27 protein-coding genes and 4 tRNA genes are annotated in these 26,809 nt (G+C 46.7%); 5 read left to right on the forward strand and 26 right to left on the reverse strand.

The features are described from left to right. Positions 1–37 precede the first annotated feature (37 nt). Entirely contained in the window at positions 38–1,216 is a 1,179-nt protein-coding gene (locus BLS15_RS10035; protein ID WP_028531253.1) for a tetracycline resistance MFS efflux pump, read from the reverse strand. 207 nt (positions 1,217–1,423) lie between these two features. Between BLS15_RS10035 and BLS15_RS10040 the strand changes: the two genes are divergently transcribed. Beyond that, the gene (locus BLS15_RS10040; protein ID WP_028531254.1) at positions 1,424–2,899 is read left to right on the forward strand and encodes an aminotransferase class I/II-fold pyridoxal phosphate-dependent enzyme; all 1,476 of its coding nucleotides are present in this window, start codon (positions 1,424–1,426) and stop codon (positions 2,897–2,899) included. Between the two features lie 58 nt (positions 2,900–2,957). Here BLS15_RS10040 and BLS15_RS10045 read toward each other — a convergent pair whose 3' ends face one another. Continuing rightward, a complete protein-coding gene (locus tag BLS15_RS10045; protein ID WP_021256709.1) occupies positions 2,958–3,245 on the reverse strand; it encodes a DUF3055 domain-containing protein in 288 nt (95 codons plus the stop codon). A 200-nt stretch (positions 3,246–3,445) separates the two neighbouring features. Between BLS15_RS10045 and BLS15_RS10050 the strand changes: the two genes are divergently transcribed. Then, entirely contained in the window at positions 3,446–3,856 is a 411-nt protein-coding gene (locus BLS15_RS10050) for a DUF1885 family protein (RefSeq protein ID WP_021256710.1), read from the forward strand. A gap of 119 nt (positions 3,857–3,975) precedes the next feature. Here the strand turns inward: BLS15_RS10050 and BLS15_RS10055 are convergent, their stop codons facing one another. From BLS15_RS10055 to BLS15_RS10070, 4 genes are all read right to left on the reverse strand, one after another. Next, positions 3,976–4,287, reverse strand: coding sequence for a DUF1292 domain-containing protein (locus tag BLS15_RS10055; protein ID WP_021256711.1), 312 nt, complete (start codon positions 4,285–4,287; stop codon positions 3,976–3,978). Between the two features lie 110 nt (positions 4,288–4,397). Next, positions 4,398–4,997 carry a stalk domain-containing protein gene (locus BLS15_RS10060; protein ID WP_021256712.1) on the reverse strand — a complete coding sequence of 200 codons (600 nt, stop codon included), beginning with the start codon at positions 4,995–4,997 and terminating at the stop codon, positions 4,398–4,400. A gap of 157 nt (positions 4,998–5,154) precedes the next feature. Next, the gene (locus BLS15_RS10065) at positions 5,155–5,691 is read right to left on the reverse strand and encodes an N-acetylmuramoyl-L-alanine amidase (protein WP_021256713.1); all 537 of its coding nucleotides are present in this window, start codon (positions 5,689–5,691) and stop codon (positions 5,155–5,157) included. A gap of 147 nt (positions 5,692–5,838) precedes the next feature. After that, a complete protein-coding gene (locus tag BLS15_RS10070; protein WP_028531255.1) occupies positions 5,839–6,042 on the reverse strand; it encodes a hypothetical protein in 204 nt (67 codons plus the stop codon). Between the two features lie 162 nt (positions 6,043–6,204). On the opposite strand from BLS15_RS10070, the gene BLS15_RS10075 reads away from it, so the two are divergent. Next, a complete protein-coding gene (locus tag BLS15_RS10075) occupies positions 6,205–6,942 on the forward strand; it encodes an MBL fold metallo-hydrolase (protein ID WP_028531256.1) in 738 nt (245 codons plus the stop codon). Between the two features lie 72 nt (positions 6,943–7,014). On the opposite strand, the gene BLS15_RS10080 is transcribed toward BLS15_RS10075, so the two are convergent. Both BLS15_RS10080 and BLS15_RS10085 read right to left on the reverse strand, forming a co-directional pair. Next, entirely contained in the window at positions 7,015–7,248 is a 234-nt protein-coding gene (locus BLS15_RS10080) for a DUF3892 domain-containing protein (protein ID WP_021256716.1), read from the reverse strand. A gap of 104 nt (positions 7,249–7,352) precedes the next feature. After that, positions 7,353–7,796: a GNAT family N-acetyltransferase gene (locus BLS15_RS10085; protein WP_021256717.1), complete on the reverse strand. Its 444-nt coding sequence runs from the start codon at positions 7,794–7,796 to the stop codon at positions 7,353–7,355. Between the two features lie 144 nt (positions 7,797–7,940). Between BLS15_RS10085 and BLS15_RS28930 the strand changes: the two genes are divergently transcribed. Further along, the gene (locus BLS15_RS28930) at positions 7,941–8,105 is read left to right on the forward strand and encodes a hypothetical protein (RefSeq protein ID WP_162833935.1); all 165 of its coding nucleotides are present in this window, start codon (positions 7,941–7,943) and stop codon (positions 8,103–8,105) included. Positions 8,106–8,193: 88 nt separating this feature from the next. Here the strand turns inward: BLS15_RS28930 and BLS15_RS10090 are convergent, their stop codons facing one another. From BLS15_RS10090 to BLS15_RS10105, 5 genes are all read right to left on the reverse strand, one after another. Continuing rightward, positions 8,194–8,388, reverse strand: a complete 195-nt coding sequence (locus BLS15_RS10090; RefSeq protein WP_021256718.1) for a hypothetical protein — start codon at positions 8,386–8,388, stop codon at positions 8,194–8,196. A 99-nt stretch (positions 8,389–8,487) separates the two neighbouring features. Further along, positions 8,488–8,646, reverse strand: a complete 159-nt coding sequence (locus BLS15_RS28935; RefSeq protein ID WP_155987172.1) for a hypothetical protein — start codon at positions 8,644–8,646, stop codon at positions 8,488–8,490. Between the two features lie 436 nt (positions 8,647–9,082). Next, a tRNA-Val gene (locus BLS15_RS10095) sits at positions 9,083–9,158 on the reverse strand. A 184-nt stretch (positions 9,159–9,342) separates the two neighbouring features. Beyond that, positions 9,343–10,020, reverse strand: coding sequence for a uracil-DNA glycosylase (locus BLS15_RS10100; protein WP_028531257.1), 678 nt, complete (start codon positions 10,018–10,020; stop codon positions 9,343–9,345). A gap of 156 nt (positions 10,021–10,176) precedes the next feature. Beyond that, positions 10,177–10,265, reverse strand: a tRNA-Leu gene (locus BLS15_RS10105). A 298-nt stretch (positions 10,266–10,563) separates the two neighbouring features. Between BLS15_RS10105 and BLS15_RS10110 the strand changes: the two genes are divergently transcribed. After that, entirely contained in the window at positions 10,564–11,250 is a 687-nt protein-coding gene (locus tag BLS15_RS10110; protein WP_090511319.1) for a hypothetical protein, read from the forward strand. Between the two features lie 352 nt (positions 11,251–11,602). Here the strand turns inward: BLS15_RS10110 and BLS15_RS10115 are convergent. The 13 genes from BLS15_RS10115 to BLS15_RS10170 form a co-directional block, all read right to left on the reverse strand. Then, a tRNA-Ile gene (locus BLS15_RS10115) sits at positions 11,603–11,679 on the reverse strand. A gap of 24 nt (positions 11,680–11,703) precedes the next feature. Beyond that, positions 11,704–11,780, reverse strand: a tRNA-Met gene (locus tag BLS15_RS10120). Between the two features lie 113 nt (positions 11,781–11,893). Then, positions 11,894–12,058 (reverse strand): hypothetical protein, encoded by a 165-nt coding sequence (locus BLS15_RS28940; RefSeq protein ID WP_175400557.1) that lies wholly within the window; start codon positions 12,056–12,058, stop codon positions 11,894–11,896. A 115-nt stretch (positions 12,059–12,173) separates the two neighbouring features. After that, positions 12,174–13,652, reverse strand: a complete 1,479-nt coding sequence (locus BLS15_RS10125; protein ID WP_021256722.1) for an ABC transporter substrate-binding protein — start codon at positions 13,650–13,652, stop codon at positions 12,174–12,176. Between the two features lie 4 nt (positions 13,653–13,656). Further along, positions 13,657–14,532, reverse strand: a complete 876-nt coding sequence (locus BLS15_RS10130) for an ABC transporter ATP-binding protein (protein WP_021256723.1) — start codon at positions 14,530–14,532, stop codon at positions 13,657–13,659. Positions 14,533–14,535: 3 nt separating this feature from the next. Then, on the reverse strand, positions 14,536–17,400 hold the full coding sequence (locus BLS15_RS10135) for an FtsX-like permease family protein (RefSeq protein ID WP_028531258.1): 2,865 nt from the start codon (positions 17,398–17,400) through the stop codon (positions 14,536–14,538). Further along, entirely contained in the window at positions 17,400–18,521 is a 1,122-nt protein-coding gene (locus tag BLS15_RS10140; protein WP_021256725.1) for an efflux RND transporter periplasmic adaptor subunit, read from the reverse strand. The genes BLS15_RS10135 and BLS15_RS10140 overlap by 1 nt, the downstream gene beginning before the upstream one ends. Then, positions 18,484–19,356: an ABC transporter ATP-binding protein gene (locus BLS15_RS10145; RefSeq protein ID WP_021256726.1), complete on the reverse strand. Its 873-nt coding sequence runs from the start codon at positions 19,354–19,356 to the stop codon at positions 18,484–18,486. Before BLS15_RS10145 ends, BLS15_RS10140 begins: the two co-directional genes overlap by 38 nt. A gap of 232 nt (positions 19,357–19,588) precedes the next feature. Continuing rightward, positions 19,589–20,227, reverse strand: a complete 639-nt coding sequence (pyrE, locus tag BLS15_RS10150; protein WP_028531260.1) for an orotate phosphoribosyltransferase — start codon at positions 20,225–20,227, stop codon at positions 19,589–19,591. Then, positions 20,227–20,967: an orotidine-5'-phosphate decarboxylase gene (gene pyrF / locus BLS15_RS10155; RefSeq protein WP_028531261.1), complete on the reverse strand. Its 741-nt coding sequence runs from the start codon at positions 20,965–20,967 to the stop codon at positions 20,227–20,229. Before pyrF ends, pyrE begins: the two co-directional genes overlap by 1 nt. A 133-nt stretch (positions 20,968–21,100) precedes the next feature. After that, complete coding sequence (carB, locus tag BLS15_RS10160) at positions 21,101–24,319, reverse strand: carbamoyl-phosphate synthase large subunit (RefSeq protein WP_028531262.1); 3,219 nt, start codon at positions 24,317–24,319, stop codon at positions 21,101–21,103. A 1-nt stretch (position 24,320) separates the two neighbouring features. After that, entirely contained in the window at positions 24,321–25,451 is a 1,131-nt protein-coding gene (gene carA, locus BLS15_RS10165) for a glutamine-hydrolyzing carbamoyl-phosphate synthase small subunit (RefSeq protein WP_021256730.1), read from the reverse strand. An 81-nt stretch (positions 25,452–25,532) separates the two neighbouring features. Beyond that, on the reverse strand, positions 25,533–26,807 hold the full coding sequence (locus BLS15_RS10170) for a dihydroorotase (RefSeq protein ID WP_021256731.1): 1,275 nt from the start codon (positions 26,805–26,807) through the stop codon (positions 25,533–25,535). Between the last annotated feature and the right edge of the window lie 2 nt (positions 26,808–26,809).

A 26,809-nucleotide genomic window follows, 5' to 3' on the forward strand; every position in this document is an offset into this window, starting at 1 on the left:
AGCAATCGCCAAGCGCAGTTTTTGCACATGTTCTTGTTTATGCAGTTGTGTTCGCGGCCGTCTGATTTCGATCCAGCACAGCAAAGCGGATGAGAAGCCAAATCGCAGCAACACATAAGACTGCTCCGATTATGTAAGGAAGATTCATGTTCCATCCGAACAGCCCCGTGGCAAGCAGCGGCCCTGTAATACGGCCAAAGCTGTCCATCGAAGAATTCAAACCTGAAGCAACACCCTGGCTAACCGTCGTCTTCTGTGTGATCAATGAAGTTACACACGGGCGGATCAAGGCATTGCCGATACCGAACACGCATAAGTAAATGGTTGCGTCGACAACACTTGAGGACAACAAGAGCAGCAAAAATCCTGCAGCAGAAATAATCAGACCTACCGCAATCGCCTTCTTCTCTCCTCCACTCTTGATGTAGCGTCTTACAACCCCACCTTGAACAAGCGCACCTGAAAGGCCACAGAAGAAGAACATGTATCCGATCTGCTCCTCTGTAATTCCTGGGATTCTAGCTGCTTCAAAATACAATAGCGTCGCTTCCAATCCTGCCAGCGTAAAGGTAACAAAGAAGGACAATACATACAAATACTTCATTCGTCCCGTAAAGGCTGTCCAGCGTGAAGGAGCCGATTCGCGGCTTCCCTTGCGCTCCTCAGGAGTCAGCGATTCCTTAAGTAATACGAAGCCTAGCACGCATGTGATAAATGTCAATGCTGAAGCTGCGAAAAAAGGCGTATTATAACCGTATCTGCTTAAAATACCGCCAAAGGCTGGCCCAAATGTAAAACCTAGCCCAATCGACATTCCAACAAAGGCCATACCCTTCGTGCGTTGCTCAGGTGTCGTGATATCGGCGACGTAGGCAACAATAACTGAAGCTACAGCACCAGAGAAGATGCCTCCCAATGCGCGGGAAACATACATCATCCAAAGCTCACCATTCGCTAATCCGAACAGCAGATAACTTATACTGAACCCGAGAGTCCCGATAAGGATGATGGGACGCCGACCAACCTTCTCCGACAATGCTCCCCATATTGGAGACACCACGAACGCAATTAATGAATAGATCGAGAGCATAAGCCCCAAATGAAATTCATTGGCGCCTGCATTCGTTATCATTCGAGGCAGAACCGGAATCACGATACCGAAGCCAATGAACACCATCATCAGCATGAACATGACAACGGACATTTTCTTTTTCATGACAATTCCCTCCGATATGTACATCCTATCACACCATACCTTGAAACGAAAATGAATAAAGTGCGAATACTTATTCATGCTCCCCCCCTACTATAGAGGAAAAAGATCTTGCATTCCGGGTCGTTTTTGTTAAACTAAACCTTGTTTGCGCAGGACACGCCATGCGCAGCTTAGTAGATTGCCAACATGAAAGGTTGTGATACGGCGATGAACCATCATCGGACGCCCTTATTTACCGCACTTACGGAACATGCCTCCAATAATCCGGTGCAGTTCCACATTCCAGGTCATAAAAAAGGCGCAGGGACAGATGCAGAATTCCGAAGCTTTATCGGAGATCAGGCGCTCTCTATAGATCTGATTAACATTGCTCCGCTTGATGACTTGCACCAGCCTACGAGCGTCATCGCCGAGGCGCAGCAACTTGCTGCTGACGCACTAGGTGCCGATTATACGCTCTTCAGCGTACAAGGCACAAGCAGCGCAATCATGACAATGATTATGTCCGTATGCTCTCCAGGAGATAAAATCCTGGTTCCACGCAATGTTCATAAATCGATCATGTCCGCCATTATTTTCGCCGGTGCAAAGCCTGTATTCGTCTCGCCAGCGCGCGATGCGAATTTAGGAATCGATCACGGCATCACAACCAGCTCGGTACGCAGAGCCTTGGAGAAACACCCAGATACGAAAGCAGTGCTCGTCATTAATCCAACGTACTTCGGGATTTGCGCGAACTTGAAGGAGATTGTCGACTTAGCACATTCTTACGATATTCCTGTACTTGTTGATGAAGCACATGGTGTTCTTATTCATTTCCACGAAAAGCTGCCGATGTCAGCCATGCAGGCCGGTGCCGATATGGCTGCGACAAGTGTGCATAAGCTGGGCGGTTCCCTAACCCAGAGTTCTGTGCTTAATGTAAATACGAAAAATGGACTCGTAAATCATCAGCGTGTACAAACCATATTCAGCATGCTGACAACGACTTCCACTTCCTATATATTGCTGGCATCTTTGGATACATCCCGTCGCAACTTGGCTCTTAACGGTCATGAAATGGCGGAACACACCATTGAACTGGCCGAATTTGCCCGTCAGCAAATTAATGAAATTCCTAGCCTTTACTGTTTTGGCGAAGAGATTCTCGGCGGAGAAGCAACTTACAGTTATGATCCGACGAAGCTGACCATTCATGTCCGCCATTTGGGGATAACCGGTTATGAAACGGAGAACTGGCTGCGGGAGCACTACAACATCGAAGTCGAACTGAGCGATATGTACAATATTCTCTGTCTCGTCACGCCGGGCGACTCCAAGGAGACGATCGACATTCTGCTCCGCGCATTGCGCGACTTGTCCAGTCTTCACCATGAACGCAATGAAGTACAGGAGCTCGTCGTCAAAATTCCGGAGATTCCGCAGTTGTCCCTCATTCCGCGCGATGCCTTCTATGCGGATACTGAGGTCATACCTTTTAAGGAGTCTGCAGGACGAATTATTGCAGAATTTATATACGTTTATCCGCCTGGCATTCCGATCTTGCTTCCAGGCGAAGTCATCTCGCAAGAAAACATCAATTATATTCGTGATCACGTCGATATTGGGCTTCCGGTTAAGGGACCAGAAGATCGCAATATTGAATTTGTTAAGGTTATTCGTGAGGAACGCGCGATCTTCTAATGCACAATACAGGGTGCCCCGATATGGGGCACCCTGTATTCATTCTCTGCAGGATCATTCAGTATTGATCCTGCACCTCGAGTGGATGTATTCGCGTAAGCAACAGCTGCGCCGCTTCACTTGCCGCCTCAGCATGAGGCAAATTGAATTTGACTTGGAGAATTTCTGGACGCAAATCATCCGCACATAATAATGTCGAGCGACCAGTCTGCATACATACAACTAATGTCTTACCGATAAAATGATCGGAATAAATGAGTGCGAAATCATAACGAATCTGTTCTGTGGCCCAACCGACAAAGGTAACATTTGCTTGCTCCGAAACTTCATACAAATGGTCAAACATCGCACACCTCCTCGGGATATCCTTTTCCAAGAACACAAACCATTTAATGGTTATACGATCGAGTATAACATAAATCGCGTTCCTAGAACAAGATTCGAACTTTCATTCCATGTAAATATTGCCATCACATTCAGTCAAATGGTATGATGTAAGCGATTCGTGCTATAAGTAGAAGATGTCCCAAGGGGAGGATAGATTCGATGAGTCAAAGCGCATTCATTACGTTTGTCGATGGTTCGGAGGTTGCGTCCATTACATTAGATGAATTGAAGGGCCAACTTCTCCATTACCGGGAACAAACCCAATTAACCGGAGAACAATTAGGCTGGGATTATGCCGAGGCTGCCTTTCCATATACAATTGAAACAAAGCCTGGGCAAGAGCAGGAATGGTTCTATTTAAAAGGTTCCAATCCATTATATCGACATATCGTATTTGGTGTTGGTGAGAAAGAGGACTTCCGCCGCTACGTCCAAATGGTTCTGCCTGACGATGCCACTCACGGAGACAAGGCCAAAGGAAACGAGTTGTGCAAATATTTGGCGAAAAAGTGGAAGGCAGAACTTACGCTGTTCAACGGTAGAATTATGTATTACAATCCACGCAAATAAGAGCATCTATAAGAATATCCCAATTGATCCACTCCGAACGGAATCATGCTCAAAAAAAGAACAAGCCCCGGAATTCTCCGGAGCTTGTTCTATACCTGTATATTGGCAGAGCGAATGAATTACTCGCCTTGCTCAGCTACCAATTCGTTGTATGCTTGCTGTACGCGTTCCCACTCAGCGTCATCTTCGATAGGAAGCATTGCCATTTCTTCACCTTGCTCTTCCAGACGTACGATAATGCCGTCCGCTTCTGGATCGTTGCGTTGGAGAAGAAGTGCATATAGCTGCTCGTCGACGTTGAACGTCTCGACCATCGTCATGTCGATTTCGTTGCCGTCTTCGTCTACCATTGTAATAATCAATTCATGATCGTGATCGTGGTCGTGATCATGATCGTGTCCACATCCGCAATCATGGTTATGTTCGCTCATGAGTAAATCTCCTTTATGTTCAGGTAGTGGTTATACTCACGTATCGTACCACTTTCTGCGAAAGAGGTCAACGAACGCCTACTCGCTTCAGTATGTATAATAACCGAAAGCTAAAGTTTAGATATTGCAGGCAACTTTTTCTGCGATATAAGGGTGAATTCACCATTCTTCTGTCTCAAATAACAAGAGATCATATAGTCGCCCTTGGCCTTGAAATCATACTTATGCTCATTCGTACGGAACCAGAAATTATCTTCATTTGTTGGAACACTCGATTCCTGAAGCTCCGTTGTCTTCCCTTTCGGATCTGTGATCGTAATCTTGATCGCATCAACTGTCGACTGCAAACTGTCGACTTGGACGAATACTGTAAATGAGGTCTTCCCCGTCTCGACTTTGCCAAATGTTTTATTGTCCTTGAACAGCAGCAAGTCCACATTAGGCTTGTCAATTACAACCTTCTTATTGGCATCATCCCAGAATATAAATGCCTGAAGTGCTTCTTGTATTTGTCGTACAGACAAATAAGCACGTCCATCTATCATATACCCGCCTTCATTTACCGCATTCCCATTCAGAACAACATCAATCTTCTCAGCCACTGGAGCGGCTTGCGCAGAACTAGGTGCGACATCTGTCTGTGCCGATGCATACGCTCCACCCACAATAGAACCAAGCAGAACGAATGCTGCAAGTCTCCTGCATTTCATCTCGTTACCCCCAAATTTCTTTGTTGTAAAGTTATACTCCAATCATGCTTTAGAGTTGCGCCTAATTCGCAAATAACTCTCACGTGCATTCATACTATCATGAACAAAGCCATGAACTATTTCACCCGCAAAAACTTGTGGTATGCCAGCAATGCTCTCACCCTTCCTTCATATCCTCATATAACCGGCTCCATGGAAAGTTAGGGCCTGGACAGTTCGCTTTTCTTATGGCATCGATCTGAAAATGTCCCAACACATGTTCATAATCCAAGGAGATCCAATGTCCCCACTTCTCCATTACATATCGTTGTATATAACGATGCAAACGAAGACATGCCTGATACTGTTCGTCTGTCAGCAGCCCGTCCATTCCTTCATGCTCGATTGATACCGCATATCGATTAGGATTCATTCCTTTTTCACGTACAACAAAAGCAGGCGCTAAGGCAATTCGTTCTCCTTCTAGTCCTTGTGAGAATGCCATTCGCTCAATGGATACATATTGATGAATTGTCCCATTCTTGGACACTGCAAAATGAGCTGAAGAAATCTTGTTGTCAGGACATGTGTACCATGCATCTAGACTCGTTAAGCTCTGAGCAGAAATATGATTCACAATAATTGCAGGGATCTCCCCCTTGCGATCACTCGAATTGGTATGCTCATTTCCCTTCCATACAATCTCCAACTGCATCACGATCCCCCCATTGTTCAATAGGTAAGACGATTGTAGGTGATTCGCGCGATCCGGAAATCCATTATGTCCCGGGAAATGATTGGGTGTGCAACAGACATGTTATCACCCCGGGAACATGTACCCTATTGTGTAGGGTAGGGATAATTAGCCGCCCAGTTTGGTACGAGTTAGGATACAGGGAACGCCATTTCCAACTGCGCCTGGCTGAGACATCCGCTCCACATAATCCATCCCGCGCGTGCAGGGTGTCTTACACGCTTCACACCGATCTGAAGTTACTATTTTCATCGTGAACTGTTCACGACCAGACTGAAGACTCGTCTTCTTTTTGCCCTTCCCCTTCGTCATGCCCTTCACCCGCTTCATGTGCATTTCACGTTGCCTGCCGCTTCCGGCCGAACCTGATTATTGCACATTATGCAGATTGCGCTGCCTTTGCTTGTGCATTTATCCCAGACATGGTACAGTATAGGCGTAATTCTAGCCTTGTCAGCCAATAGGAGGATGAAGATGAACCTTCACATACAAATGTTAGGGACAGGCAGTGCATTTGCCAAATCATACTTCAATAACAACGGATTACTTTACTCTGGTGGATTCACACTGCTCATCGACTGTGGAATTACGGCACCGATGGCTCTACACCATTTGAATAAGTCATTCTCTGACATCGATGGTGTTCTTATCTCTCATATTCATGCTGATCATGTTGGGGGATTAGAAGAATTGGCCTTCCAGATGAAGTTCAAATATGGACGTAAGCCAAAACTGTACATAGCTTCTCCACTCGTATCCGTATTATGGGAGCATACATTGAAGGGTGGACTAACCCAGGAGGGAATAAGCTGCTTAGAGGATGTATTCGATGTACATGCAATTGAGCCAGGGCAGCCCTATGACATTGCAGCGGGTCTTACCGTCGAATTATTAGAGACTCCACATATTGAAGGCAAGCGCAGCTTCTCTCTTCTTATCAACAATCATTTTTTCTACAGCGCTGATATGCAGTTCCAGCCGGAACTGCTTCACCGCTTAGTTGAACAGCGTGGAGTAACCATTATCTTCCATGACTGTCAATTAGGTGGGAATGGAGAGGTTCATGCGACATTGGCAGAGCTCTTGACGCTTCCAGATACACTGCAGAAGCTTACCTTCCTCATGCACTATGGAGATGAACGGCCGCAGTACGAAGGGCATACTGGCGCCATGTCCTTTGTCGATCAACACCAGCTCTATACAATCGAATAATACACCAAAGAGCACTTTACAACGACCCAATTTGGCCGCTGCAAGTGCTCTTTCGTTATGTCTTCTATACCGTTATTGGAAAGTCGGCAAGTTATCCAGATTGTTGCTTGGATCACCATCAGCATCTCCACGAAGATAAGTACCGCCGTCTCTTCCCTTGAAGGCATTCACACCCGCAATTTCTCCATTTTGCACGGCTTGAAGAGCCTGCTCGTAATTTAAGATTCGGCCTGTATTCGTTTGGAACGCCGTTAGATCCCCATCCCCATTCTTCTGAACAGCTACAATGGATTCTCGCTGTGACATGCGAACATCATCCTCCTAACTATATACATCCTACATTAGATGCGTTTGTTAGGTAGAGTGTCCATAACCCACAACTTTTATGAACCGAAAATCGGTACAACGAATTACAGCTTCTTCTCCATGCGAATATGAGGAATACCCGCATCCAAGAATGGCTCCTCTGACACTGTCTCATACCCTAAAGAATGATAGAACCCTTCCGCTTGGCACTGACCGTCCAGCACGCATTTCTCCACACCGTGTTTCCGGGCGATTTGCTCCAGACCTACCATTAAAACTCTTCCAATCCCTTTCCCGCGGAATGGCTTTCTTACTGCAATACGCTGCATCTTAGCAGTGAATTCATCCAACAGCTTCACTCGTCCTGTTGCAGCGTACTGTCCGTCTGACATCAGCAGGACGTGAAAGGCCGGAGCATCCAAGTTATCGTACTCGTCACATTCTTCTTCTTCCGGTACATGTTGCTCAGCAACGAATACTTCCTTTCGTATCGCAATACACTCGTCCAGTTGTTCCTGTGTCTTAACCTCAATGATTTCAGCAGCCACTCCCGCTCACCTCCGAATGAAATGTTGCAACAGCGATTATGTATAATATCTTAGCTGCTGCAAACGAATTTATATTATACAAAAAAATGAAATTCATGTATAGTTGCAATAACGGACACGCTTACATTAGCAAGGGGGTACACGATGGATCCGATACTGGCTACAGTAATCGCAGTTGTTGTCATGGTAGTAGGCATGGTGCTTCTGCTTCTCTACGTGACGAAGAAAGCCTACGCACGTAAATGGGATGCAGAAGAGCCTATAGACAGCACAGCTAGGCAGCCCAATCATTCATCCAACACAGATTAATGAAGCATAATGAACGACATTTATGAAGAAAACAGCCCTGGAGATCCTTAGGATCTCTAGGGCTGTCGGCCACTTGTATGGTTATACTCTAGGGCTCATACACTTCCTCAATAATTGGCTTACCATACACATCCTCATAGATCGGTATCTTCTTCTCTACAGGATCAATCCCAGGATAGAAGCGACTTGCGTCGACAGCGTTCATACTAAGCCCAACAAGCAGGACGCCCGTGATGATTCCGGCCAACATTACCACGCCTATTACGTTCCATCGTCTACGCATGCTGCTACCCCCGCTAACAACACTAATAACTTCACGATATAGCCCCTATTCTCACCGTAAAGTTAATCCCTTAAACATCTCATGCCCTTGCTCATGACTTCATTCCTTCTTGCTGGCATCCTCTTCAACTGAGCGAAGCCATACAAATTGCTCATCATGCTTTGTACTATCAAAGATGAGAAGCTTGGATAAAAACCAACAGACAACCGCTACGATCCCGAACACACCGATTATCCATACACTCAATTCGGCTCCCATAACCCAACCTCCTCCGCTTGTCCCCATTCAATAGCGAAACATTCGTTATACCTTCACTATATGAAAGCAGTTGCAAGTTTAGTTCTTGCAATTACGAACAAAATAAAAAAGCATCCATCACCCGTTAGATACGAATGAGAGATGCTTGGTCTTGTAATAATATATATTTCGAGGCACACACACTCGCTTCCCCTGCAAACAAGGCATGACGGACTTGATCACCAGAGAAATCAATAAAATAGGCAGAGAATGAGTTATATTAAACTATATCATTGATCTGATTTTTCTTAATGCATGATGTTGACAATATAGTGGTTTTGTATCATCTGTCGCATCACTTTCATTGAGCAAAGAAGATTCTGCTGCAGGTTTGCACTGTTCAAAGGAATAGAAATAGAAAAAGCCTTGATAATCAAGGCTTTTGACGTTTATAGTATGGTGATCTGTAGTGGGCTCGAACCACTGACCCCCACCCTGTCAAGATGGTGCTCTCCCAGCTGAGCTAACAGATCATGTTTATTAACAAATTTAATATAACATCAATATATTACCATGTCAATTACTAGAGAAGACTTTTTTCCTGAATGATCGGCAGCCCATTGAACCACTTTCATAGTATATCGCTCACACCTTCTTACAAGCATACAACAACTTACTATTCCATGAAAGCAGTTCACGATGACGCCTATTCCTTATTTAGATATTAGGGACTTGCCAGTCGATCTCCTGCTCGCCCCATTCGCGCAGCTTATTATTAATTTTCGAGTACGGCTTGCTCCCAAAGAACCCACGATGTGCAGACAATGGACTTGGATGCGGCGCTTGTACAATATAATGCTTTGACAAATCAATCATGCTCGCCTTCGCTTGTGCATGGCTTCCCCATAGAACAAATATGATTGGGCGATCTCTGTCATTCAACAATTGAATGATACGATCGGTGAACTTCTCCCAGCCCTTCCCGCGATGTGATGCTGCTTGTCCTTGTTCGACGGTCAGTACTGTGTTAAGCATGAGGACGCCTTGCTTGGCCCAGTGCAGCAAGCTTCCGTTGTTCGGCATCTTCAGACCAACATCTGCTGCGCCCTCTTTGAACATGTTCTGAAGTGAAGGCGGCAGCTTAACACCCGGTTGAACGGAGAAGCTTAACCCATGAGCTTGTCCTGGCCCATGATAAGGATCTTGCCCAACGATGACAATCTTCGTATCCGCATAGGACGTCGCATTCAATGCAGAAAATATAAGTTCATATGGCGGATAAATGACTGCACGCTTGTATTCTTCTCGAAGCCAGCCCCACAGCTGCTTGAAATATGGCTGTCTAACTTCCTCGTGAAGCAATTCCGCCCAATCATTCTGTACATGCATTCCCACTGTACATTCCCCTTCCATGTTGGTATCTATTAGTCTATTACGATTATTATGTAATCCTCAAATCATTTCACATTTCATATTAAAAAAGAGTATAAAGCAAAAAACTCCTCACTTGTTCAAGGCCTGAACAGGAAAGGAGTTCTCATCATCAATACGTGGTGCCGAGGACCGGGATCGAACCGGTACGGTAGTCACCTACCGCAGGATTTTAAGTCCTGTGCGTCTGCCAATTCCGCCACCCCGGCATATTTGCCACATCGTCATGTGGTTCAATATGCTGCATCATTGCGCACTACAAGCTGCTCATCCACTTTCGCTTCAAAACACTGTACATCGCAACCGACAAGATATAATATATCATACGCCTTCATATGATGTCAACAATAAATTTATCAATGTGAATGTTCGCAATTGAACATTCATCATCTGGCCTTTTTCCTCCTATTGAATTATCTTCACACCAATTTTGTTACCATTATTTTCATTGGAATATTTGGCTTTTGTCGTACAAAAGAACTACTACAATTTAGGAGGATCCGGGCAGTGAAGAGAATGACTAGCCTACTATGTGTTTCTTTCATACTCCTTTCAGGCTGTTCTAGCATCTCGCAATCCTCATATGACGATATGGTATCTGCGAACGAGAACCTGACCGCTAAAGTAAGAAACCTGCAACAAGAAAATATACAATTGAAAGGTACAATTAACGAGTTAAAGAAAGAAATCGATGATATCAAAAATGGAGCTGACCGCATGCTTGCCGGAGCAAAGGATAGTCTTACTAAAGGGGCATTAGGCAACGCAAAGGACAAACTAAATGCTTTAATGAAGAAACATCCCGGAAGCAAGGAAGCAGGCATCGCCAAAACATTGATTTCGCAAATTGAAGAAAAAGAGCGTAAGAAGATCGAGGCCGAGCAGTTGGAGAAAAAACGTAAACAAGCGGCGGAAGAAAAGCGCTTGGCGCAAGCACTATCTAAGATGAGAAAAAGTGTAGATGAAGTCAAAAGTATTACCTGGTATTATGACAAAACTTCACCTCACTATGCGAATGAGAACAGTTTCTTCTTATATATAGGGAAAGAAGCAAATATATCTTGGCTGCGGTTGCGTATTCAATACGAAGCTGAAAATTGGCTGTTCATCGAGAAGTACGCATTGAAAGTCGATGATAAGACCTATTCCATCTTCCCTAATAGTGATGAGATCATCCGAGATAATAATACCTGAATCTGGGAATGGGCCGATGTCGCTCCATCTGAATCAGATATCTCAATGATTCGCGCCATTATTAAATCAAAGAAAACCATCATTCGCCATGAAGGCGATACTTATTATGATGACCGTACGATAACAAAAAAAAAGAAAAGGCTGCACTCCAAAATGTCCTCGATGCCTACGATGCGTTGCAAAAAAGAAAATAGCGACACAAAAAAGGAAGCCCCTCCGCAAAACGTTGCAAAGCGGGCTCCCTTAGATCCTCAATAATAAAAAAACACCTATCTCATGCAAATCTAGCAAACTGCTAGAACTGATGATGAAAGATGCACTTTACAAAACTTTGTATCTATGAAATTAGAATTGGTGGGCCCTGAGGGACTCGAACCCCCGACCAATCGGTTATGAGCCGACCGCTCTAACCAACTGAGCTAAGGGCCCTCACCATTGCAATTTCATGAGGTTTGGTTGCGGGGGCAGGATTTGAACCTACGACCTTCGGGTTATGAGCCCGACGAGCTACCAGACTGCTCCACCCCGCGATATGATTCAGCAGCTGAACTTCTTCAGCAGCGACAAGTATTACTATACAATAGTTGCATATGTTCAGTCAAGAGAAAAATTAAAAATGTTTGAATAAGTTGTACATGATGGGCTAAGGAAGAAATCGTACCCCGTATTTTCCTCTACGTGATCGATATACTTCAATCTCCTTCATTGCCTCATATCCATAAATCCAAGCATCATGCTCCAGACGCTGCTGCAAACAACGAGCTTGAAATCTGGAATCGTACAACTTGCCCCAATAGACCCAGTGCACTTTATCACCCTCTTCTTGTCATCAGCTCCCTCCCCTTCCCCTACTATTCCCCAATCGTGCAAAAAAGAACCGGCAAGCTCACTTGGAGCCACCGATTCTTCCTGCATTACGATGATTAACCCTTGTATACGTTTCCTGGAGGAGTATCATTACCGTTCGGATTCTTTTTCGCTTGAATCAAAATTTGGTTCCCTTTTGTTTCCCATTCCTTCAAGGCATCCGCAACTGATTTCTTCTTCTCGATCACTTGCTGCATCAACTCCGTACCAAGCTGATTGATCTGCCAGTAGCTTCCGTCCATCATGAACTTCTCCATATCCGTCTTTGTAGGAGGGACCGGCTTTGTTTTGTAGAACGCACTGACATTAATGTTAGTGCCATCCTTAGGCTTAATGTACTTTTGACGAGATACCATTTCCCAACTGCTGCGGGAACGAAGCTTAGCCCAATCTTCACTGTTAATAAATTTCATGAATTCCCAAGCATCGTCTGGATTCGCTGCTTTTTGATTGATTGCAAAAATATTATACAGCTGAGAACCGCCAGATACACCTGGAGATTCCGGGTGTGATGGCATGGTTACAACATCCCAGTCAAATTTCGTAAAGCCTTTGATTTTGTCAGCATTCTTCATGGCATCCGACAATTCCGTATTAATGTAATTATAGTCTCCGATCGCCATAGCTACCTTCCCTGACAGGAAGTTATCATGTCCGAACGGATTTTCATTTTCCGGCGTTTGTACAGGCATTTCAGTACTGTTGGCAGGTGGGACGATTTTCTTGATCGCCAGATCACTTACCGTTGTCCATACTTTTTCCCATTGCGGCGTGTTTACCGTCATCTTCTCGCCTTTTTCATCGAACATACGAAGATTTAATGGCGTAATATATAAATTCATCATATCGCTAAACACATCGGAACCACTATAACGGTTGAAGCTGAAACCATACTTGCGATCTGCTCCGTCACCCTTCGATAGGTTAGCTGCGAGCGTAAATACTTGATCCCATGTCATATTATCAGTTGGCGGTGTAATGCCTGCATCACTGAAAAGCTTCTTGTTGAAGAACAGTGCATTTGAGGAGAATGTAGGCGAAAGACCATACAAGCTGTTGTCTCCCATTGCTTTTATCCCATCAATAACCGTTGGTACAAAGTCAGACAAATCAATACTGTCCTTCTGTACAAGCGGATCAAGCTGCTTCAACATTCCTTCTTCCACAAGCTTGCGGAACTGGAACGAATCCGTGACGATGATGTCAACTGGATTCGCAGAATTCAGCAGTTTTTTCATCGCTTCATAGCGATCCGGCTGTTTCTTCGGATCTCCGGAATTATCATATCGCATATCTGCACCATCAAGTGCTGGTACAAGCTCAATACGGATTCCTTTGTGTGTAATTTCAAATGTATCCGTCCATTGCTGACGGAAATAGGTGTCGTCATATCCTCCATACTGCATGCCAATGCGCAATACTCGCTCTTGTCCTGGAACAACCTCATCTTTGTTCGTACATGCAGCCAGCATTGGGATGATCATCGTCAATACCAGTGTAACTGTTAATAATTTACGTACCCAGTTTTTTTTCATCTGGTTACTCCTCCAATTCCTTAGGTGTGCGGATAATAATTTTATCTCCGTCTAATTCCATCGATGCCTTGTCTTGAATATCGAGAGCTTCCAAATACTCCTTTGGCACTTGCAATCGACCGACACGATCAACTACCACGTAGGCTTCATGATGATCCTGAAGCCCGAATCCTTCCTCACCTCCACCAGCATCCAAATTCGGATTACGCTTGATGAATTCTGTGCTAGTTAAGCCGTCACGTATGGCAACGACACGATCCACCTTCCCTGCAAGCGACAAATCATGGGTTACGATGACCACTGTTACCCCTAATTCCCTACTCATACGGCGGAAAATATTCATGATCATATCTGATGTCTGCGTATCCACAGATCCAGTAGGTTCGTCGGCAAGCAGCATTTGTGGGCGATTCGCTAGTGAAATCGCAATGGCCACCCGCTGCTGCTCACCGCCTGATAGCTGTTGCAGCTTATTGTGCATGCGATGACTTAGCCCAACCCATTCAAGCAGTTCCTTTGCATATTTGCGATCCATCTTGCCGGCCAGCATCATCGGCACTTCAACATTCTCTAACGCCGTCAAATAAGGAAGCAAGTTGCGCGCATTGTTCTGCCAGATAAATCCGACAGTATCCCGCTTGTATTCAACAAGCTCTTTATCCGAAATTTTAAGCAGATCCCACTTCCCTACCTGAACGGAGCCGGCGGATGGCCGATCCAACCCGCCGAGTATGTTCAGAAGTGTCGATTTCCCGCTGCCGCTGTTGCCGATAATCGCCATCAGCTCGCCTTGCTTAACAGACAAGTTCAGCCCTTGCAAGGCAACAACTTCAATATCATCTGTTTTGAAAATTTTAACTAGCCCTTCACAATGTATCACCGATTAACGCTCCTCTCCCATCTTCACGGCTTGATGGACACGTAGACGACGAATATGCATGAACAACAAGGTCGCCCCAGTAAAGATCATCACGCCAACGACGATGTACAGCTGGATCGTATCTCGTGATTCAAATACAATCCGGAATGGCGGCACCTGCATCTTGGAGCTTTCTGCCGTCTGTAGGAATGGCAGGAACAAGCGGCTCGCCACCTTCCCAAGCAAAATGCCAAGCAGGATAGAAAGCCCTGCTGTAAATAGCTGTTCCAGCAGCAGCATACCGGTTAGTTGTCTGCGCGACAACCCCATTGCACGCAAAATCCCGAACTGAAGCACACGTCTTGTCAAGTTAAAGAACCAGAACAACAAATATCCAATCAAGGAGATAATGACGGATATTAAGAAGCCCATACTCAGAATGCCAAATACGCCGCCCCGGGTAGGATGCTTGCTCTGTGTTGCAAGCTCGCTTCGTACATCCGTCCTACTGAATATTTCTATCCCTTTCTTTTGCAGTTCTGTAAGGACAGGACCTAGCGGTGCTTTGTCCTTCATCTTCAACCATACCTCATACGGTGTGATTGGTACTTGATCATAAATATAATCTAAGTTCGCAATAAAGAACGGTTTCTCGTCCGGATACATACTCGGCCAATATGGTAGTACACCAACAATTACAAATTCAACCAACTGCTCCCCAAATCCGATGGAGATGATGTCGCCTTCCTTCAATTGATACTGCTTCGCGACATTGCTCGGGATAATCACAGCGGATTCCGTATACTTCCCTAGTGCATCCAAATAGTGGAACGGATGGGATGGGAACAAGTCCTGACGGAACCAGGCTACCTTCGAGAAGTCGACATTGTCGATTCCCATAATCTCACCTTGACCAATCGAACGTCCGGAAATGATTACATTCCCCTTCGTCTTCAACACACGTGCGGCTCCCTCAACACCAGGCATCTTCTTGAAGAGCTCGAACGGCGGCTCCGTGTAGATCGTCTTGCCCGCCTTCGGCGGCTGGTTGCCACCACCACCTTGCCCTGGATTGCCTCCTCCTCCGCCTCCATTGTTTCCTTTGCCTTTATCCTTATCTCTAATAATCTCTTGTTCAGATTCCCATACCGTCTGGATAACGACGTCTGTACCATATTTGTACAAGGTGCGTTCTGTCGAGTTAATGTCAATCGTACGAGCTGCTGACGCATTGTATACACCTAGACCAAGTGTAAGAATAAGCAGAATCATAAGCGGATAATACGTCTTGGCAGAACGGGACAACTGCGTAAGCGTCAAATATAGTGGAACTGGCAGCAGCTTTCCGCCAATCCACTGCACGATTTTAAGAATAAGCGGGAACAATCGTAAAAAGAACAGTCCGCACGCAAAAATCGCAAGTGCCGGCACAAAAAATAGAAATGGCTGTACTTGCAGCTGATCAGAGCTCACTCCTGATTGGAATGTCAACAACTGTCTCTCATTAAGCAGGTAATAGCCATAACCCGCCAAGCCCAGCAGCAGGACATCAAGGAACCAGCGCTGCCATACAGGCTTGCGGTCTGATCGTGCCATCTTCTGCTTCAAGTTCACGATAGATGAACGAGCGAAGACTACTGCTGGTATAATGCTTGCGAACAAGGCAATGACAACTGCAGCCACGCCAAACAAAACAGCATCTGTCGTAAATCCTACCGGAATAGACTTCCGATTTACGAACTCCAGGAAGCCGTTCGCTGAGCCTATTGACTTCGCCATAAACCAGCCGAATATAGGGGCCAATGCCAGAGCCAACAAGCCGAGAATGATTCCTTCCAATAGATAAAGCCATATAATTTGCCGCGTACTTGCTCCACGGCTTCGCAGCACAGCAATATCACTTTGCTGCTTCTCTAGCGATTGACTTGCATTCATCGCAATATAATAGAACACCATTGCAATCATCGGTGCAGCAAGCGTGAACAGCATCATTTGCAACTGTACGCTCTGACTGCGGAATTCATTCAATACCTTCGCGAAGGAAATCTCCACTTGCGTTCCCTTCAGCTTCTGGTACAAATCAATATTCAAGCGTTCCAGCATAGAGCTAAGTGAGGACAACTGACTTGTCTTTACCTCGCGCAGATCAAACGCATAATACCAGCTGGATACAGAGATCGGCAGCTTTTTCTGTTCCATCAAATGATCGAACGTTGCCGGTGAGACGTACAAGGAATTCATCATTCCTTCTAAGCCCTGGAACCAATAAGCACTCGTATCTTCTTTCGGCTTAAAAGTACCTACCAACTTCACCTTCAGCACGGTATCCGTGCCGGTTACTGGGTATTCAAGCTCGTCACCAATATGGAGATCATTACGGTACATGGCTTCCTCCATCATGACAACCTGCAATGTCCCATTCTGCTCGCCATCTTCATATTCCTTACCCAGTGTCCACTCTACTCGGTCGTTCAAATCGGATAAAGAGCCAAGCGTCATCGTTCGAACCCGGCTGGCATCAACCTTGCTCGGATCTACAGGGTAAACTTCTGTTCCTCGGAGCGAACGCGCATTGACAAAGATTTGAGCTGGAAACCCAACCTGCGCCTTCACATCCTCACGTATGTATCGATCAACTTCCTTTAATTCTTTCGGATCCGTCTTAGTTCCACCTGTCGCCTGGTACTTGATTGACAACGAGCCGGCTGGCATCGCTGAACTATTGTCCTCCAATGTCTTCGAGACAACCCGCTTCAAGGCGCCATCAGCATACATCGGAATGCTGACTGTAAAGGATACAGCCACAATGAGCCCTAGAAGTGTGCTGAACGTAAGCCAGCGGGTATTCCACATTTTCCGGAATAGAAACCGCAACAAAGGAATGCCCATTAGCGACCCACTACTTTCTGTCCAGGCTCAAGTCCTTTTTTGATTTCCAATCTCGTTGCATCCTGTTCACCGATTTCCACGTCAACCTCACGTTTTCCATTGTCATCAACGACTTGAACATAGGTTCTAGCACCAAGCGTACGAAGTGCGGATGGCGGGATATAGACAACATTGCTCCGTTTCTTCGTAATAATGGTCGCACCAAGCATGGATCCACGCGTTACTGTAGAAGGCAGCTTATCATTCAATGTCACCGTTACATATTTATCAATCCGATCCTGTTCAGGCATATTGCCCCCGCCCGGATTGTTGTTGTTGTTGTTCCCTCCGTTGTCCTTGTCTGATGTAGGAGCAGGAAGCGCCTTAACCTTTCCTTTTAAAATTTTGCCTGTCGAATTAATGCTTAGTTCAACATCCATTCCAGGGGCAATTTTCTTCAAATCATCCTTCGGTACATCCACCGTAACAACCAATCGGGATGTATTGGCGATTGTCGCGACAGGGTCATACTTCTTCGTCATATTCCCTTTCTTCGCAGCGACGTTAACGACCGTTCCAGCGAATGGAGCAGTAACCAATCCTTTTGCAATATCGTTTTCTACTTCCGCAATCTTTTCGAGAGCCTCTTCGTATGCGATTTGCTCATCTTCGAATAGAATTGGATCCATCTCATCCTTCTGGCGGAGCGTTTCTTTCATCTTCACTTCCAACTTGCGAAGCTCTCTCCGCTTTGAACGCAGGTCCCTTTGCATTTCTTCAACATCAAGTACTGCCAATACCTGACCTGCCTTTACGTTGTCGCCGTTCTTGACCTTTACATCCTTGACAGGCTTATTATCAAGCGTGAAGAAGAACGTCTCTTCCTGCTCCGACATTACCTTCCCTGTTGCCTTCACATCAGATATCCATTCGCCCTTCATAACATCATATTCGGGCTTCTTCGAGATTGCTGGCGGCGTAATTGTCGGCAGTGTCTCTTCTTGTTCCTCATCTGGAAGCAAGGAACATGCAGAGGTAAGCATCATGACCCCGCACATCAATATCAGCGCGGAGCGGCGCCACTTCTTCCTTTTATCTACTGCCTTATGAGATGAATTTTCCGTCGACCATTTCATAAACATGATCAGCTACCTCCAAAATTGTAGGATCGTGGGTTGTCATACAGATTGCGATCTTCTCAGAACGTATAATTTGCCGGAATACTCCCATGACCTGTGCACCCATCTGTGAATCAAGTTCTGCTGTAGGTTCATCTGCAAGCAGCAGCAGAGGCTTATGCGCGATCGACTTCGCAATCGCAACACGCTGCTGCTCACCGCCGGACATTTCGAACGGACGGTGCTTCATTCGCTTTCCGAGACCAACCAATTCCAAACAATGCTGTACGCGTTCCTTCCATAAATGACGCGGAATGTTCGCCATACGCAGCGACAGCTCGACATTCTCATATGCAGATAACAACGGCATCAAAGCAAACGCCTGAAATATGAATCCGATATCATTGCGTCTTGTAAAGGTGCGCTTGTTATCGCTCCAAGATGAGAGCTCCTCTCCTCGAAAATAAATCTCGCCTTTTGTAGGCAGGTCCAGACCGCCGAGCATGTTAAGAAGAGTCGTTTTCCCTGAACCGGAACGACCTTTCAGCATTACCAACTGACCTGGGTTAACCTGCATATTGATGCCTTTCAGGACATGAAGCTTCTCACTGCCCACTTGGAAGGTTCGTTCCACACCGCGAACTTCGAGGATAGGTTCATCTGTAGCGACAGGAACCGCACGTTCAGGCCATTCTGAAGATGTTTTTTTGTCGTCTATGTATTTCGCCTCATTATTCGCAACTGTCTCGTCCTGATTATGCACTGCGAGATTTGGGGTTGCCTCGTTAGCCTCGACCTCGTCAGCCTGCTTCCGTTTGCGAAGCCATTTCATCCTTATATCTGCCCCTTTCTCGGACATGACGTCAAACTCTCCTCAAGTATAAACGAAAGTTTTGCGTGAAAAGTTACAATGATCTTAACCGTTTTTCTGTAAAAATGACAAATATTCTGATTATTTTTTGGTAGTCTTTTGTCAGTTCATGACTCTAGCAAAAAAGAGACCCTTCCTCATGATGCAGGAAAGGTCTTCAAGAAATGTTATCTATAGAAATAGAATTCAAAATCAAATTCAAATTCGCCTTCTTTTCTTCTTAGTTGCCCCATGTCGTTGGATCATGACGCCATGCTTGGAGCACATCCATATCTTCGGCTTGAATAACACCATGATCCAGTGCCGTCTGCGTCAGTGCTGTATAGTTCGACAGCGTGCGAAGTGGAATCCCTGCTTCCTCGAATGCAGAAGTTGCTTTTTCCAATTGGTAGCTGAAGATCGCCAGTACTGCCAATGGCTTAGCTCCTGCTTCCTTCACGGCAAGTGCGGCTTTCAAGGAGCTTCCACCTGTAGAAATCAAATCCTCTATGACAACAACCTTCTGTCCAGGACGAATGATTCCCTCAATTTGATTTTGCTTTCCGTGGCCTTTTGCCTTGTCGCGAATATAAGCCATTGGCAAGCCAAGTTTGTCCGCTACCCAAGCAGCATGCGGAATGCCTGCTGTAGCTGTGCCTGCGATAACTTCTGCATCAGGAGCGTATTGTTTCACCAAGGAAGCAAATCCTTCTGCAATTGCATCTCGAATCTCTGGGTAGGACATTGTCAAGCGATTGTCGCAGTAGATTGGAGATTTCATGCCTGACGTCCACGTAAATGGTTCATTTGGACGAAGCGCTACCGCTTGGATATTTAATAGATGCTGTGCAATTGTGCGTTCCAGGTTCGTTGTAGTCATTAGTTCAACAGCTCCTTCATAATAGATAGAATCGCGTCGCGTGGATTCGGTGCAGCAGTTATCGGGCGGCCGACCACAATATAATCTGTTCCTTGCTCAAATGCTTGTGCTGGAGTCATGACACGGGATTGGTCACCCTTTGCACTACCTGCTGGACGGATCCCAGGCGTAATCGTATGGAATTCTTCTCCGCAAGCAGCCTTAATTGCAGTTACTTCCTGAGGCGATGCCACAACCCCGTTAAGCCCTGCTAGCTTTGTCAGCTTCGCATAACGTACGACAGTGTCAGCTACCTTGCCAGGAATTCCGAGTTCCTCATTCATCACCGTTTCATTCGTGCTCGTTAATTGCGTGACTGCAATCACGACGGGTCGTTTCAACTCCGCATTTTCAGCCAGTGCCGCTTCTACACCCTCCATAGCAGAAGCCATCATCGCTGCACCGCCGCCTGCATGGACATTGAACATATCAACGCCTAGCTTCGTGATGCTGTTCGCTCCACCCTTAACTGTGTTCGGGATATCATGCATCTTTACATCAAGAAAAACTTTGTAGCCTTTATCCTTCAGCTCGCGAACAAACGCTGGGCCCGCTGCATAGAACAACTGCATGCCTACCTTCATATAACAAGGGATTCCTTGCAGCTGCTGCAGCAGCTCTCTCGCTGCGTCTGCATTCGGATAATCCAGTGCGACCATAATTCTGCCCGCCGCTTCTGCCTCGCTCCATCGTTTGTTCATCGTGACACCTCTTCGTATTTTTCTCGTACCTTGCCCCAAGCTTCGTCCATAGCCTATTCATACTCCGAGGAGGCCTTGCGGCCTCCTCGATTCTGCTTTATTGTGAGACGATACTCGTCTATTTCTTCAGTGATTACTTCTGAACAACCGGCATTGCGCGGGATGAGAAGTTGATTTGCTCCAGCATGCCCAGCAGCGCGCGTACAGTATCCAGCGATGTCATGCAGACTACGCCGTTCTCTACTGCTTCGCGGCGAATGCGGAAGCCATCGCGTTCTGGCGTTTTGCCCTTCGTCAAGGTGTTGACAACGAAGTGCGCCTCTCCTCCGCGGATGAGATCCAGAATGTTAGGCGAGCCTTCTGTCAGTTTCTTGACATTTGTCACGCTCAGACCTGCATTTTCAAGCGCAACCGCTGTTCCACCTGTCGCAATGATCTTGTAGCCAAGGCCCACGAAACCGCGCATCAATTCAACTGCTTCTTCCTTATCCTTATCTGCTACTGTACAGATGATGGCGCCAGTGGAAGGAATCTTCATACCGGAACCGATAAGGCCTTTGTACAATGCCTTCGCATATTGCTTGTCGCGTCCCATAACTTCACCTGTTGATTTCATCTCAGGACCGAGTGTCGGTTCAACGCGGCGCAGCTTCGCGAACGAGAACACAGGAACTTTAACCGATACATGGTCATCTTCTGGCCACAAGCCCTCTTGATAGCCAAGGTCACTCAGCTTCGTACCCAAGATAAGTTTCGTTGCCACATTCGCCATTGGAATGTTCGTCACTTTACTTAAGAATGGAACCGTACGCGAGGAGCGTGGATTCACTTCAATCACATATACTTGGTCATGGTAGATGACGAACTGGATGTTAATCAAGCCGACTGTCTTCAGTTCCTTTGCGATGCGAATCGTAACATCCACGATTTGCTGCTTCAGCTCTTCGGACAAGTGCTGTGGTGGATATACCGCAATCGAGTCACCGGAGTGTACCCCTGCGCGCTCAACATGCTCCATGATACCAGGGATAAGCACCGTCTCGCCATCACAGATGGCATCGACTTCAACCTCTTTGCCAAGCATGTAGCGGTCGATGAGAACCGGATGCTCAGGGTTGATTTTCACTGCTTGCTCCATGTAGGTCAACAGTTCTTGGTCAGAGTACACGATTTCCATTGCGCGTCCGCCCAGAACGTAGGATGGACGAACAAGTACCGGGTAGCCGAGTGATTGTGCCGTACCTACTGCCTCGTCAACAGATGTTACCGTGCTGCCTTGCGGCTGTGCAATATGAAGGCGCGACAGCAAAGCTTCGAATTTCTTCCGGTCTTCCGCTTCATCGATGCTCTCCAAGCTCGAACCGAGAATCCGCACACCAGCAGCTGCCAGCGGTGCTGCAAGGTTGATAGCCGTTTGTCCACCGAATTGGACGATAACCCCTACCGGCTTCTCCTGCTCAATAACATTCATTACGTCTTCGAAGAAGAGCGGCTCGAAGTACAAGCGGTCTGATGTGTTGAAGTCCGTTGATACGGTCTCAGGATTGTTGTTGATGATTACTGCTTCATACCCTGCATCTTGAATCGCCCATACCGCATGTACAGTCGAGTAGTCGAATTCGATACCTTGACCGATGCGAATTGGACCAGAGCCAAGTACTAAGATTTTTTCTTTATTGGATTCAATAACTTCATTTTCTACTTCATAGGTCGAGTAGTAGTACGGTGTTGTCGCTTCGAACTCTGCCGCACATGTATCGACCATTTTATAGACAGGCTTCAAGCCTTGTTGTACCCGATAGTCACGAACCTCGGCTTCCTTCGTGTAAGTGCCGCCAGGCTGGCCTTCACTGCGCAGTTCAGCAATCGCGCGGTCTGTGAAGCCCATGCGCTTCGCTTCGTAGAGCGTTTGCTCAGTCAGTGTTTCTTCTTCACGAATGCGATCCTCAAACTTGACCATGCCTTCCAGCTTGTCGAGGAACCACCAGTCGATTTTCGTGAGATCCTGCAACTGCTGCAGTGTGTATCCGCGGCGGAATGCTTCTGCCAGCAAGAACATGCGCTCATCATCTGGTGTTTGCAGACGATATCCCAGTGTTTCTTTGTCCAGCTCTTCCGTACCTTTCAACATCAAGCGATGTACGCCGATTTCCAGGGAGCGGATTGCCTTGTGCATGGACTCTTCGAATGTACGTCCGATAGCCATGACTTCGCCAGTTGCTTTCATTTGCGTACCGAGCTTACGGTTCGCTTGTGTGAATTTATCGAACGGCCAGCGTGGAATCTTCGATACGATGTAATCGAGTGTAGGCTCGAAGCATGCGTATGTTTGCCCCGTAACTGGATTCACGATTTCGTCAAGTGTGTAGCCGACCGCGATTTTCGCTGCCATCTTCGCAATCGGATAGCCTGTTGCTTTCGAAGCGAGTGCAGAAGAGCGGCTGACACGAGGGTTAACCTCGATGACATAGTATTGATAGCTGTGTGGATCCAGCGCGAACTGAACGTTACATCCACCCTCGATGTTGAGCGCGCGGATAATTTTAAGCGATGCGGAGCGCAGCATTTGATACTCGCGATCCGACAGCGTTTGGCTCGGTGCTACGACAATACTGTCGCCAGTATGGACACCTACCGGGTCGAAGTTCTCCATGTTGCAGACTACGATACAGTTGTCGTTCGCGTCACGCATAACTTCGTACTCGACTTCCTTCATGCCCGCGATGCTCTTCTCAATCAAGCACTGTCCGATTGGACTGTAGCGGATACCTGATGCAACCGTATCGCGCAACTCTTCTTCGTTCGCACAAATACCGCCGCCTGTACCCCCAAGCGTATAAGCAGGACGGACGATGATTGGGTACCCAATCGTATTTGCGAAGTCAACTGCTTCCTGTACCGAGTTGACAATAACACTTTCCGGTACCGGCTGCTCCAGTTCACGCATCAGGTCGCGGAACAAGTCACGGTCTTCTGCGCGCTCAATGGAATCTAGCTGCGTCCCGAGAAGCTTCACGTTCTCTTGCTCAAGCACACCTGCACGAGCAAGTTCCATAGCCATATTCAAGCCAGTCTGGCCACCCAGTGTCGGAAGCAATCCATCTGGGCGCTCTTGGCGGATAATCTGTGTTACAAACTCCAGAGTAATCGGCTCGATATACACCTTATCGGCCATATTTGTATCTGTCATAATCGTAGCTGGGTTGCTGTTGATAAGAACGACTTCCATGCCTTCTTCTTTCAGTGCTTCACATGCTTGTGTTCCTGCATAGTCGAACTCGGCTGCCTGACCGATTACGATCGGGCCTGATCCGATAACAAGGATTTTCTTGAGGTTGTTATTTTTCGGCATTTTATAGTTCCCCTTTCAGCTGTGCTACGAGCTCCGCTTGGCGCGGAGTCTTAGGTTGATTGCGTTTATGCTCTCGAATCATATCAATGAATTGGTCGAACAAGTAGCTGCTGTCATGCGGACCAGGAGCCGCTTCTGGGTGATATTGTACCGAGAAGGCTGGGTACTTCGCATGTGCAAGTCCTTCAATTGTTTTATCGTTATTGTTGATATGAGTTACTTTCAATTCCGTACCTTGTACCGAATCCTCCAGAACTGTATATCCATGGTTCTGAGAAGTAATATAGCAGCGATTCGTTGCGAGCTCTTTAACCGGATGATTTCCACCGCGATGGCCGAACTTCAATTTCCCAGTGTCAGCTCCGCAAGCGAGTGCGAACAATTGGTGTCCCAAGCAGATACCGAAGATTGGGTACTCTCCAAGAAGCTCTTGCAGCATCTTCACAGCATGCGGCACATCCTTCGGATCCCCAGGGCCGTTGGACAATTGAATTCCATCAGGGCGCAAGCGCCGAATTTCGTCTGCTGTTGTGTCATGAGGAACGACGACTACATCACAGCCGCGCTTTGTCAGCTCGCGCACGATACCGCTCTTCGCGCCGAAGTCGACAAGTACGATGCGTTCTTTGTCACCAGGGCTGGAGAACAGCTGCTTCGTTGAAGTGCGTGCTACTTGATCCCGCATCAATTCCGCAACACCTAGCATTTCCTTCAATTCTTCTATTGATTGGTTGCCCGTTGTCAGCAATCCCTTCATCGTACCAAAGTGACGAAGCTTGCGAGTCAGCATGCGCGTATCGATGCCGCTGATGCCTACGATGCCGTATTCTTTCAGAAGACGGTCTACCGAATACTCAGCGCGCCAGTTGCTAGGAACTTCTTCATGTCTGCGCACGACGAACCCGTTTACGTAAGGACGAATGGATTCGAAGTCATCCCGCGTAATGCCGTAGTTGCCAATCAGCGGGTACGTCATCGTTACAATTTGTCCACAGTAAGATGGGTCGGACAATACCTCTTGATATCCTGTAATCCCTGTATTAAATACAACCTCACCTACAGACTCACCGTCTGCACCGAACCCCGTTCCTGTAAAGAGGGTACCATCTTCCAACAACAATCTTGCTTGCATGTCCGTCACTCCTCGCTCTCTATCTTGTGCACTTCACGTTGCTATTCTTATCTATCTATAATGGACTATCTATCAATCTTGTTACTTGCTCCATACAAGACGGCCGTCTACGAATGTCTTCACTGGCCATCCCTTCAAGCTCCAATCTGTAAACGGCGTATTCCGTCCCTTAGTCAAGAATTCGTCCGGATTCACTTTATGCTCGGTCTCCAAGTCAATAACCGTAATGTCTGCCGGCGCTCCTTCTTCAAGACGTCCTGTATTCAAGCCGAACGTTCTTGCCGGGTCGCTTGTCATGCGATTGATGAGCAGAGATAGCGGCCATTTGCCTGTCGCTACAAATTTCGTATAAAGGAGAGGGAATGCTGTTTCCAATCCGACAATACCGAACGGTGCAAGCTCCATCCCTTTGGCTTTCTCTTCTTCACTATGTGGCGCATGGTCTGTTACGACAATGTCGATTGTGCCATCTACCAGCGCCTCAATGCAGGCTTCTACATCGCGAGGAGAGCGAAGCGGTGGATTCATCTTCCAGTTTGCATCCAATCCCGGGATATCTTCATCTGAGAGAAGCAGGTGATGTGGACATATCTCTGCAGTCACCTTCACACCGAACTGCTTCGCTTGACGGATAAGCCGAACGGACTGTTCTGTGCTAACGTGGCACACATGATAATGTACGCCTGTCGCTTCTGCCAGCAGCACATCCCGGCCTACATGAATCGCTTCCGATTCATTCGGAATCCCCTTCAATCCATGCTTGCGGGCGAACTCTCCATCTGTTACTGCCGCACCTTTAACTAGCGAATCATCTTCACAGTGTGCGATAACCGGCATGCCCAGTTCCTTGGCCCAGTTCATCGCATCCTTCATCATTTGGGCATTCTGTACGCCAACCCCATCGTCAGTGAAGCCGACAACACCTGCATTTTTCAAGGCTACAAAGTCTGTAAGCTCTCTTCCCAGCTCACTCTTCGTAATTGAGCCATAAGGCAAGACCTTCACATAGCCTTCTTGCTTAGCCTTATCGAGTATAAGTTGTACCGTTTCTGGTGTGTCTGTGACTGGACGTGTATTTGGCATACATGCGATTGTTGTAAATCCACCCTTTGCCGCGGAGTGAGTACCTGTTGCAATCGTTTCTTTATGTTCAAAGCCAGGCTCTCTCAAATGAACGTGCATGTCGATGAAGCCTGCCGATACGAATTTTCCTTCGATGTCATGAACTTCTGCTCCCGCTGGAGCAGCTTCTTCGCGATTCGTAATCCGACGGATGACGCCTTCTTCCATCCAAATGTTAGCGTCAACCAATTCGCCTTCGGTATTTAATATCTTTGCATTTGTTAATACGATCATCG

This window comes from Paenibacillus sp. cl6col (assembly GCF_900102125.1).
GTDB lineage: Bacteria > Bacillota > Bacilli > Paenibacillales > Paenibacillaceae > Paenibacillus_B > Paenibacillus_B suaedae.